This window comes from Halospina sp. K52047b (assembly GCF_008709855.1).
GTDB lineage: Bacteria > Pseudomonadota > Gammaproteobacteria > Pseudomonadales > Oleiphilaceae > Halospina > Halospina utahensis_B.
Genome location: NZ_VYJH01000007.1, coordinates 173,864 through 184,475, shown reverse-complemented (window position 1 = coordinate 184,475; position 10,612 = coordinate 173,864). Strand labels below are relative to the sequence as shown.

Here is a 10,612-nt window from a genome sequence, read left to right as displayed (position 1 = left end):
TGGCCCCTCCAAGACGACATAAGGACAAAGTTCGCCATCTACTTCCGGTTTGGGTGTCCACTCGAATGATCCACGATCTTTCATGAGTAACTCGGATACCTGACGCCAGCCATAAGCGACCGAAGAACCGCAAGGTTTTTGAGGTTCAGCCGCCCGCCGCGCGGGCGGCGATGCTTGATGGCCTTGTTATAAATGCCTAGCTATTGAGGTACAAATCTATATAGTGCTGGAGCTTTTGTGGAGTAATCTCCGATGGAGGGTAAAGGTTTTCGTCAATCGTTTCTTTTACAATCTTGACCCTATCTTGTGCACTCATTCCTCGAAGCTTCTCTTGTATCTCTGACTTTGATATGTGGTGCCCTTCTTCTGTCAGAAAGTAACGTGAAAAAGCGCCGGATAAATTTTTCAACATCTGATCATCAAGCCATTCCTGAGATGGCTGGTGCTTATGCCCCATTTAGGTCTCCTATTTTTTAACGCGGGTAGCACGCGCGTTCTTGTTGTGAAGCCGAAGGCGCAACAACAAAAATATCGTCGTGCCTACCTTTGTTATGCGAAAACAACTATCCACGCTCAGATGAAGCGGTCGATACTGACGGCGGATCAATCATGCCGACAACTGCATGACCAGGGTACATGGACTGACTTTCAGCCTTCAATTTATCAATATTTTCACGTAGAGCTGCTATAGAAGCATCTACTCCTTCCACCATATAGTCAGTCAGCATTTTTAGTACCTGAGTATCTTTTCCCCCAAGCTCTTTCTCTAACTCCGATGGTGGGAAGGACTGTCCAAGACGTTTCTCTACCCGTTCTACTGCAGGCTGAAGAACTTCTACATGCATTTTTGAGCGCTGAAGTATCACGTCAAGTGTTGACACAATTTCCTGCTCTGATAGGGCTATTGTGCCGAGAATATTTGGCTCGGACGACTTGAAGATAAAGGAGAGAGATTCATAGTTAATTTCCGGCTTCTCTAAGGCCATTCCCGCAACTGGCATGATATGTAAATGCCGCGCAGGGTTGGTCCGGTGCTTATCGATGAATTGTGTTTTCAAAGCGTGAAGCTTGTTATACCACCTAGAGAGTTCAAATATAGCGTTATTTGCAGCGGTTACATTACATGCCTCAGCATCCTTCCTAGACTTTTCGTTTTGAAGCCTGAATGCAAACCAGGCGCCGGAAAAGGCGCCTATCACGGATACACCAAGGTTAAAAGCATATTCATACGTCCTTGGCAACACATCTTCTGCAATTGCCAACGCCGAAAAATAATAGACCAGAAGTGCTGCTAGTCCGATCAAAATTCCCGTAACTACGTCATAGGAATGTTTCAAAATGGCCTCCGATCCTGAAGTGCATAACGCCGTTGTTCAGCGGCAGCCTTGGCAGAGCCGAAGCGGCGACAAGGCTGTCCGGTGGAGGGCCGCAAGGCCCGGAAAGAACTGGAACACTTGGTTAGGCAATTTCGCAGCCCAAGCTTACTGCTAAAAGCGCTGCCTGAACCACCAATATGGCCAGGCAACTATTCTCCGCATATTTCGATAACTTGTACTGTAAAAGAGACTTTTTAATGTCCCTTTCCTTTTGCTCATCAGTAAGCTTATCCGGGTCGCTGACCATTACAGTGCCGATACGGAAATACGTCTTCTTGACCGAGACATAGTTGTATGTGAGCAAACCTATTGATAGCAGAGCGAGTATCACCACGGCGAACTTAATCAAAGAGACATCGCCTGAGGATACGAGTGTTGCTGCCGCCAGAATCAATCCATTTACGGTGAGAAGGGCGTTCCACAACCCGTAGCTAGCCTGTAGGTAACGATCGATTACCTGCTCTCGCCTATCTTCGTATTTATCCTGCATACCTTTGCCTAACGTTTGCAGCATGCACACCTATGGAATGTAGCCGAAAGCGCTGTAATGGGCGTCCCCGTGCCTGCATTTGTTATACGTTTTAGTCTATTGTTTTCTGCGGACTTCCAAGCCCTCTAACAGCTTATTTAGAGCAAACGCTGATACATCTGATGTTGGATGTCCTGGTAGAGGGCTTTCTACATTTTTGCCTTTACTCCCTCCCAATATTGATGGTGCTGCATAGTCAAAAGCGCCTGTTGTCAAAGATTGCCTGACTTCAGACTGGAACCCATCCGCATCATAGTTGTTTGCGGCGACTCGAATACGCATAAACCCAATCTTATTATGCTCCGCTTTTGCTATTTCATTTAAATGAAATCGATAAACTGCCATCAAGACACCGAACACAACTACAAATACGCCCACTAATGCGTACAGAAATGAAGGAGGCTGATCAGTGACACTTAGATATGGAAAAATTGCAGCCATCATTACCACACTGCTAAACACAAACAGATACATCATTACTTGCTTGGCAGCCCTTTGGTTCCGGACGATGTATTCTTCTATAGCTATTATGGATGTATCAATACTTCCCGTTGTTTCTTCCGTCATCTAGTTCTCCAAATAGATTACGTATAACAGACAATCACGAGAATTCAGCGATATTGATATTCGTGAATTCTAGACAGCGCCGCTTCCCGGCGTACCCAAGGTGACTTTAAACCTCTTCTAAAATAGCACCCTAGCGCATGTGGTGGTGTAGTGCCATGTGATCGTTTGAATTTCCGGTTTCACGCATCCAATGGGACTGTATGGATTCAGGGGTCTTGCGGGTTGGGGGCGGGTAATGCTGACTATGAGCTAGGCGTGACCACAGGGGGCCGGCGCCGAGCACGATTGACACCAGCGGTCCACGGTGGTTCCCTGTCCACGTTTGCGGGCGTAGCTCAGTTGGTAGAGCATCAGCTTCCCAAGCTGAAAGTCGCGAGTTCGAGCCTCGTCGCCCGCTCCATTCCCCCGTATTCCACGCCTCGCTATACTGCCGCCATCCTTATGGATTGAGTGAGTTCGCCAATGGCCGCTGTTCTCCGGTGTCTTCTTCTGGTTATTGCTGCAGGAGTGCTGGCCGGATGTTCGCTGCTTGCTCCGGATCCCCCTGTGGACCAGGACGATCTCTGCGAGATCTTCCGGGAGCAGCCCGAATGGTATGACTATGCGCGGGCCTCGGAGGAGCGCTGGGGCACGCCCATTGCCACCCAGATGGCGTTTATTTACAGGGAGTCGTCCTTCCGCAGTCATGTGCGGCCGCCACGCCCCTGGCTTCTGGGCATCATTCCCTGGTTCCGCTCTTCCTCCGCCTACGGATACGCCCAGGCCCAGGATCCGGTCTGGGGTGAGTACGAGGAGGACGCGGGCGGGCTGTTCGCGCGGCGTACCCACATGAAGCACGCCACGGACTTCATTGGCTGGTACAACCGGCGCAGCCATGAGCGTCAGGGCATTGCCCTTTCCAATCCGGAACATCTCTATCTGGCCTACCACCAGGGGCCGACCGGCTATGAGCGGGGCAGTTACCGGTCCAAGCCGGGTATCCAGAGGATTGCCCGGCAGGTGGAGCAGCGGACCTGGCGGTATGATGCCCAGTTGAAGCAGTGCGAGTCCGAGTTCCGCTGCCGGCATTTCTGGCAGTTCTGGCCCTTCTGTTCCGAATAACCCGGTGTTACCCCGCCAACGGGTTGGCATTACAGTCATTGCAGTCTGAATCCGCTTTTCCCGCCGGCTCGGCTTCGTATAACCTGTCCCATCAAAGAACAACAGGAAGGGAGCGCCGGTCATCTTGAGAAAACCCATTGCCTGGGTGCTGGCAGGGCTTGTGGTGCTGGCCTTGCTGATGCTGTTGCCACGCCCGTCAGAAAAGCCTGATGAATCCACCAGCTCCGGTAAGGAGTCCGTGGATCTCCGCGAGGCCATTGATGAAAGCGGCCGCCGTGGGGCGCTGGTGGATGAGGTGGTGTTCACCCAGCAATCGGACGTGGGCAAGATCGCGGGCCTGATCGAGCGGGGCCGGCAGCAGGTGTTCGCCCAGGGCATCACCAACATCACCGCCTATCAGCGCCTCCGTGACTCCCGTAAGGGCGACTACGAGACCGCCTACGGCTCCAACACCGAGCTGTCCCTCAACCCGGCGGAATTCGAAGACGGCATCAATCCCTTCAGCAACCGCCGCATCCGCGAGGCCATGAACTGGCTGGTGGACCGCCGGCATGTGGCCGAAGAGATCTACGGCGGCATGGCCGTGCCCCGCTACCTGCCGATGAACACCGCCTTCCCGGATTACGCGCGCCTGGCGGAAACCGCCCGGTCACTGGAGCTCAAGTACGGCCATGATCCGGAAAAGGCGCGCGGGATCATCGAGGAGGAGATGAAGGCCATGGGCGCGAGTCGCCGGGACGGCCGGTGGTACCACAACGGCGAACCGGTCACTCTGCGCATCCTGATCCGCACCGAGGACGCCCGCAAGCAGGTTGGCGACTACGTAAGCAACCTCATGAGTGACATCGGGTTCGGCGTGCGCCGCCAGTACCGCACGGCCCAGGAGGCTTCGCGCATCTGGATTGCCAGCGACCCGGCCGCCGGCCAGTGGCACATCTACACCGGCAGCTGGGTCTCGACCGCCATCAACCGGGATGTCTCCAGCAACCTGAGCTTCTACTACACCAACCGGGGGCGCCCGGACCCGCTGTGGCAGGCTTATGACCCGGACGAGACCCTGGACAACATCGCCCGCCGGCTGGAGCGCCGGGACTACACCAGCATGGAGGAACGCCGCGAACTGATGGCCGAGGGCATGGAACTGGCCATGGAGGAATCCTATCGCATCTGGCTGGTGGACCAGCTCAGTATCATCCCGCGTGCGTCCAATGTGGCCCTGGCCGCGGACCTGGCCGGTGGCATCGCGGGCTCACGTATGTGGCCCTACACGCTGCGTTACCGGGATCGGCTGGGCGGCAGCATGACCTTCGCCGCCCCCAGCATGCTGACCGAGCCCTGGAACCCGGTCGCCGGCAGCAACTGGCTGTTCGACACCATGATCATGCGGGCCCTCAATGACCCGCCCCTGCTCCCGAACCCCTATACCGGGCTGTATCAGCCCCAGCGCATCCAGGGCGCTGAGGTGACGGTCACCGAGGATACCGTGGCCCAGCGCAGCCAGGACTGGGTGGAGCTGGAGCGCGAGGAGACCATCAAGGTGCCGCCCGGGGCGTGGATCGGCTGGAATGCGGAAGAACGCCGTTTCCGGACGGTTGCGGAGGCTCACCCGGACGGCACCACGGCGCGCTCGCGCACCCGGATCCGTTACGAGGAGGGCTACCTGGACGGCCAGTGGCACGATGGCACCGAGATGTCCCTGGCGGACCTGGTGCTGCCCTGGATCCTGACCTTTGCCCGGGCGGACGAGAACAGCCCCTTCTTCGACCCGGCGCATGTGCCGCGTTTCAAGGTATACCAGCAGTACTTCAAGGGCTGGCGTATTGTCCAGCGCGAGCCGCTGGTGATCGAGGTCTACAGCGACCAGGTATTCCCGGACGCCGAGACCATCGTGGCCCAACAGACGATGTCGCCGCTGCCCTGGCACATGCTGGCGCTGGGCATGATGGCGGAACAGGCCGGAGATCTGGCCTTTTCCTCGCACAAGGCGGACACCAATCGGGTGCCCTGGCTCAGCCTGGTGTCCGGCCCCAGCCTGGAGACCCTGGAGCGGCACCTGGGCCGGGCCATGGAGCAGGAGTATCTGCCCTATGCATCGGTGCTCGGTGACATGACCGAAGGCGAAAACCCGGCAAGACAGCGTTACAGCGCCATCCAGGACTGGTACCACGAGCGTGGCCATTTCTGGGTGGGCAATGGGCCCTTCTACCTGCATTCCGTGCACCCGGTGGAGAAGACGGTGGTGCTGCGGCGCAATGAGGACTTCCCGGACCCGGCGGACAAGTGGCTGGATTTCAGCGAGCCGGAGATTCCCGAGGTGACCCTGGAAGGGCCCATGATGGTGGCCCAGGGCCAGGACGCCACCTTCAATGTGGATGTGACCTTTGGGGGTGAGCCCTACCCGGCGGAGGCCATCAAGAACCTTGAATACCTGCTGTTCGATGCAGACGGCAACCTGCAGACCCGGGGGCAGGCGCAACCCGCCGGCGATGGGCGCTGGCAGGTGTCGCTGGGTGCGGACACCCTGTCGTCCCTGGGTGACGGCGCCAACAGCCTGGAGGTGGCGGTGACCTCCTCCCGCGTGGCGCTGCCCGCCTTTGCCTCCCATGCCTTTGCCACGGTTCCGGTGGGCACCCGGTTGATGGAGGTGAGCGATGACTGACCGCACGCGGGACATCCGCCGTCTGCTCTGGTTCACTCTGCGCCGTGTCCTGGCGCTGTTCGTGACGGTGCTGATCGGCGTCTACCTGACCATCATCATCGCCAACATGGGCGGTAAGGTGGCCGAGCTGCGCGAGCTTCAGATCCGCTCCATGGTGTCTGAATCGGTGCGCGCGGATCCGTCCTTCATGGAGATGGAGTCCGAGGAGCGCAACGAACTGATCCAGGAGCAGGTGCAGCTGCAGATCGAGCAGCGCAACCTGGACGAGCCCTTCATCTGGCGCAGCTTTGACTACCTGGCCCAGGCGATCCAGCTGGATCTGGGCCGTGCCGAGGAGATGCACAGTGACTCCGGCTCCCGGGCCGTCTACGACATCATCGTGGAGCGGCTGCCGGCCACGTTGCTGCTGTTCGGTACCGCCAACCTGCTGGTGTTCTTCGTCTCCGTCTATGCCGCGCTCTACCTATCGCGGCGTTACGGCAGCCGGCTGGACCGCGCCGTCATCGGCCTGGCTCCCAGCTCGGCGGCCCCGGCCTGGTTCTACGGCATCTTCCTGATCCTTCTGTTCGCCTTCGTGGTGCCGGTACTGCCGGCCGGCGGCATGGTGGATATTCCGCCGCCCCAGGATCCCTGGGCCTACGCCTGGAGTGTGCTTCAGCACCTGGTGCTGCCGGTCATCGCCATGTTCCTGTCGTCCATCTTCATCTCCATCTACTCATGGCGGACCTTCTTCCTGATCCACTCCAGTGAGGACTACGTGGAGATGGCGCGGGCCAAGGGCCTGCCGTCGAACCTGATCCAGAGCCGCTACATCCTGCGGCCGACACTGGCGCCCATCATCACCAACTTCCTGCTGATGCTGATCGGCCTCTGGAGTGGTGCCATCATCCTGGAGCAGGTGTTCAACTGGCCCGGGCTGGGCACGCTGCTGTTCCAGGCCATCGGCCACCGGGATACGCCGGTGATCATCGGCGGGGTGGTGATCTTCGCCTATCTGCTGGCGGTAACGGTGTTCATGCTGGATTTCCTCTACGCCATTCTCGACCCCCGGGTCCGGATTGAAGGAGGCGAGCAATGAACCGCTGGGTACAGGGGCTGCGGGAACTCAAGGGCTATCCCTCCGCGCTCGGCGGGCTGGCGATCATTCTGTTCCTGGTGGCGCTGTCGCTCTATACCGTCATCACCATTCCCTATTCCGAGGCCCTGGACCGCTGGCGGGGCGGGGATCACTGGCAGATGAACCCGGTCAACGCCGGGCCGGTCTGGGCGGATCGGCTGTTGGGCGGCAACCTGCCGCAGACCCGGGTCGTGGAAAGCGACAACGCCGAGGTGCGCGAGGCGCCCTTTGAGGGCGGCAAGCAGGTGCGGATTCCGCTCAGTTTTGAGTACGACAACGAGGGCTTTCCCAGCGAGCTCAATCTCTTCCTGAACCAGAAGGGCACCCAGCAGGAGGCCTTTGTGCGTCTGACCTGGCATACGCCCTCCGGGGAGCGCATTCCCCTGGGTGGCCAGCGGGTCTCGGAAGAGGACCGCATTTCCATCTCCCAGAACCGGGCCCTGGAAGGGCGGCTGGGCATGGTGCCGCATGTCGGGCTGTTTGCCGGCGGCAGTGACCCGGCGGACCCCAAGGCGGAGCAGGGCGAATACCGGCTTACGGTGGACGCCATGCTGTTTGACCCGAGTGCCGAACTGGAGGCGGATCTGGCGGTCTATGGCCGGGTTCACGGGGTGGCCGGAACGGATTACCAGCGCCGGAACCTGATGCTGGCGCTGATGTGGGGCACGCCCGTGGCGCTGGCCTTCGGGCTGCTGGCCGCGGTGGGCACCACGGTCACGACCCTGGTGATCGCCGCCACTGGCGTCTGGTACCGGGGCTGGGTGGACGCCCTCATCCAGCGCCTGACCGAGGTGAACATGATCCTGCCCATGCTGCCGATACTGGTGATGGTGGGCACCCTCTACTCCACCAGTATCTGGCTGATGCTGGGCGTGGTCATTGCCCTGGGTATCTTCAGCGCCGGCATCAAGACCTACCGGGCCATGCTGCTTCCCATCCGCGAGGCGCCCTACATCGAGGCGGCCCGGGCCTATGGGGCGGGCAACGCGCGCATCATCCTGCGCTACATGATCCCGCGCATACTGCCGGTGCTGATCCCGACCTTCGTGACGCTGATCCCGACCTTCGTGTTCCTGGAGGCGTCGCTGGCGGTTCTGGGCCTGGGCGACCCGGAGCTGCCCACCTGGGGCAAGGTGCTCAATGACGCCCAGGAGCAGAGCGCGCTCTACAACGGTTTCTACTACTGGGTGGTGGCGCCCGCCGTGCTGCTGATGCTGACGGGGCTGGGCTTCGCCATGTTCGGTTTCGCCCTGGACCGTGTCTTCAATCCGAGGCTGAGAACGCAATGACGGACGCTCGCGAGCCACTGCTGCAGGTCCGCAACCTGCAGCTCCATTACCGCACCCGCCGGGGTACGGCCCGGGCGGTGGACGGCGTTGACCTGGACGTGGGGCGCAACGAGGCGCTGGTGGTGCTGGGCGAGTCCGGCTCCGGCAAGAGTTCCCTGGCCAAGGCCCTGATGCGGCTGCTGCCGCGCAACGTGGCCCGCTACAGCGGTGAGGTGTTCCTCGGTGGCGACGAGCTCATGGGCATGGACGACGAGCAGTTCCGTTCCGGCGTCCAGTGGAACCGCATCGCCATGGTGATGCAGGCGGCCATGAACGCCCTCAACCCGGTGGTGCGGGTGGGTGAGCAGGTGGCCGAGCCGCTGCGGGTCCACCGGGGCTGGTCCAAGGCGGCGGCCATGGAGCGGGTGGTGGAAACCTTCGCCACGGTCGGCGTCTCCCGGGATTTCATCGCCCGCTATCCCTTCGAACTCTCCGGCGGCATGCGTCAGCGTGTTGTGCTGGCCATGGCGCTGATCACCGAACCGGAACTGGTGATCCTGGACGAGCCCACCTCGGCCCTGGACGTGCTCACCCAGGCCAGCATCATGAACGTGCTCAAGCGCATCAAGCGCGAGCAGGGCACCAGCTTCATCCTGATCACCCATGACGTGGCCACGTCCAGCGAACTTGCGGACCGGGTGGCGCTGATGTACGCGGGGCAGATCGTGGAACAGAGCGATGCCCGCGATTTCTTCCACCATCCGGCCCATCCCTACTCCAGGCTGCTGATGGACAGCGTGCCGCGCCTGCACCAGAGTGAGCCGCCAGGCTACATCCCGGGCGAGCCGCCGGACCTGATTGATCCGCCGGCTGGCTGCCGCTTTGCCGACCGCTGCCCGCGACGTTTTGCGCGCTGCGGCGAAGAACCACCCGCGTTTCACCTGAACGGCGAACGCCGTGTGCGCTGCTGGCTGTATGAGGAGGAGGGCACCGATCATGACGGCTGAGGAACCACTGCTCCAGGCGACCAACCTGCACACCTGGTTTGAACTGCGCCAGTGGGGCTTCCTGCGCGTGGGCTCGGTGCGTGCCGTGGACGGCGTGGACTTCGAGCTGGCCCGGGGTGAATCCGTGGCCTTCGTGGGCGAGAGCGGCTGCGGCAAGAGTTCCCTGGCCCGGACCCTGCTTGGCCTGCACAAGCCCAGCCATGGCGACGTGATCTTTGAGGGCCAGCACCTCAGTGAGCTCAAGGGCGAGGACCGCCGCCAGTACCTGGCGCGGGTCGGCTACGTGCAGCAGGACCCCTTCGGCGCGCTGCCGCCGTTCATGGACGTGCGCCGGCTGCTCTCCGAGCCGCTGATCATCCATGGCGTCAAGGACCGGGATGAGCGCGAACGCCGCATCCGCCAGGCGCTTGAGGAAGTGCGCCTGACCCAGGTGGACGAGATCCTGCCCAAGTTCCCGCACATGCTCAGTGGCGGCCAGCAGCAGCGGGTGGTGATCGCCCGCGCACTGCTGCTGGAACCGGCCATGCTGATCGCGGACGAGCCCGTCTCCATGCTGGACGCCTCGGTGCGGGTGGAGATCCTCAACCTGCTGCGGGGAATCCAGAAAGAGCGTGGCCTGACCCTGGCGTTCATCACCCATGATCTCTCCACTGTGCGCCATTACGCCGATCGCATCTTCGTGATGTACGCCGGCCGGGTGGTGGAACAGGCGCCGGTGGAGCAGCTTCTGGACAATCCCCAGCACCCCTACACTCGTTCCCTGCTGGCCGCGATTGCCGACGTGGACTCGGACAACGCCCTGGAGGAACGGGAAGTGCCGGACGGTGAACCGCCCAGCCTGCTGCATCCACCGGACGGCTGCCGCTTCCATCCCAGGTGCCCCCGGGCCATGGTGGGGCTCTGTGACCGCAGGGATCCGCCGGTGTTCGAGCCGGAACCCGGGCACTATTCCGCCTGCTGGCTCCAGGACCCGGAGCGGGACTGAGTC

Annotated in this window: 10 protein-coding genes and 1 tRNA gene; 7 read left to right on the top strand and 4 right to left on the bottom strand. The window is 60.5% G+C overall.

The window, feature by feature from the left end; genetic code table 11:
* Positions 1–196 precede the first annotated feature (196 nt).
* The 4 genes from F3089_RS10680 to F3089_RS10665 form a co-directional block, all read right to left on the bottom strand.
* Positions 197–457, bottom strand: a complete 261-nt coding sequence (locus F3089_RS10680; RefSeq protein WP_151440787.1) for a hypothetical protein — start codon at positions 455–457, stop codon at positions 197–199.
* A 106-nt stretch (positions 458–563) separates the two neighbouring features.
* The gene (locus F3089_RS10675; RefSeq protein ID WP_151440786.1) at positions 564–1,337 is read right to left on the bottom strand and encodes a YrzE family protein; all 774 of its coding nucleotides are present in this window, start codon (positions 1,335–1,337) and stop codon (positions 564–566) included.
* 121 nt (positions 1,338–1,458) lie between these two features.
* Positions 1,459–1,866, bottom strand: a complete 408-nt coding sequence (locus F3089_RS10670; RefSeq protein ID WP_151440785.1) for a hypothetical protein — start codon at positions 1,864–1,866, stop codon at positions 1,459–1,461.
* A gap of 96 nt (positions 1,867–1,962) precedes the next feature.
* Positions 1,963–2,472 (bottom strand): hypothetical protein, encoded by a 510-nt coding sequence (locus F3089_RS10665; protein ID WP_151440784.1) that lies wholly within the window; start codon positions 2,470–2,472, stop codon positions 1,963–1,965.
* Between the two features lie 324 nt (positions 2,473–2,796).
* On the opposite strand from F3089_RS10665, the gene F3089_RS10660 reads away from it, so the two are divergent.
* From F3089_RS10660 to F3089_RS10630, 7 genes are all read left to right on the top strand, one after another.
* A tRNA-Gly gene (locus F3089_RS10660) sits at positions 2,797–2,872 on the top strand.
* A gap of 62 nt (positions 2,873–2,934) precedes the next feature.
* Positions 2,935–3,573: a transglycosylase SLT domain-containing protein gene (locus F3089_RS10655; RefSeq protein WP_151440783.1), complete on the top strand. Its 639-nt coding sequence runs from the start codon at positions 2,935–2,937 to the stop codon at positions 3,571–3,573.
* Positions 3,574–3,697: 124 nt separating this feature from the next.
* A complete protein-coding gene (locus F3089_RS10650; protein ID WP_353623150.1) occupies positions 3,698–6,232 on the top strand; it encodes an ABC transporter substrate-binding protein in 2,535 nt (844 codons plus the stop codon).
* The gene (locus F3089_RS10645) at positions 6,225–7,310 is read left to right on the top strand and encodes an ABC transporter permease (RefSeq protein ID WP_151440782.1); all 1,086 of its coding nucleotides are present in this window, start codon (positions 6,225–6,227) and stop codon (positions 7,308–7,310) included. The genes F3089_RS10650 and F3089_RS10645 overlap by 8 nt, the downstream gene beginning before the upstream one ends.
* On the top strand, positions 7,307–8,638 hold the full coding sequence (locus F3089_RS10640) for an ABC transporter permease (protein ID WP_151440781.1): 1,332 nt from the start codon (positions 7,307–7,309) through the stop codon (positions 8,636–8,638). The genes F3089_RS10645 and F3089_RS10640 overlap by 4 nt, the downstream gene beginning before the upstream one ends.
* Complete coding sequence (locus F3089_RS10635) at positions 8,635–9,624, top strand: ABC transporter ATP-binding protein (protein WP_151440780.1); 990 nt, start codon at positions 8,635–8,637, stop codon at positions 9,622–9,624. Before F3089_RS10640 ends, F3089_RS10635 begins: the two co-directional genes overlap by 4 nt.
* Complete coding sequence (locus tag F3089_RS10630; RefSeq protein ID WP_151440779.1) at positions 9,614–10,609, top strand: ABC transporter ATP-binding protein; 996 nt, start codon at positions 9,614–9,616, stop codon at positions 10,607–10,609. The genes F3089_RS10635 and F3089_RS10630 overlap by 11 nt, the downstream gene beginning before the upstream one ends.
* Positions 10,610–10,612: the final 3 nt, after the last annotated feature.

Excerpts from the sequence above, each read along its gene's own strand:
- F3089_RS10635 (WP_151440780.1), top strand. The coding sequence starts at position 8,635 with ATGACGGACGCTCGCGAGCCACTGCTGCAGGTCCGCAACCTGCAGCTC.
- F3089_RS10665 (WP_151440784.1), bottom strand. The coding sequence starts at position 2,472 with ATGACGGAAGAAACAACGGGAAGTATTGATACATCCATAATAGCTATA.
- F3089_RS10640 (WP_151440781.1), top strand. The coding sequence starts at position 7,307 with ATGAACCGCTGGGTACAGGGGCTGCGGGAACTCAAGGGCTATCCCTCC.
- F3089_RS10630 (WP_151440779.1), top strand. The coding sequence starts at position 9,614 with ATGACGGCTGAGGAACCACTGCTCCAGGCGACCAACCTGCACACCTGG.
- F3089_RS10670 (WP_151440785.1), bottom strand. The coding sequence starts at position 1,866 with ATGCAGGATAAATACGAAGATAGGCGAGAGCAGGTAATCGATCGTTAC.
- F3089_RS10655 (WP_151440783.1), top strand. The coding sequence starts at position 2,935 with ATGGCCGCTGTTCTCCGGTGTCTTCTTCTGGTTATTGCTGCAGGAGTG.
- F3089_RS10680 (WP_151440787.1), bottom strand. The coding sequence starts at position 457 with ATGGGGCATAAGCACCAGCCATCTCAGGAATGGCTTGATGATCAGATG.
- F3089_RS10645 (WP_151440782.1), top strand. The coding sequence starts at position 6,225 with ATGACTGACCGCACGCGGGACATCCGCCGTCTGCTCTGGTTCACTCTG.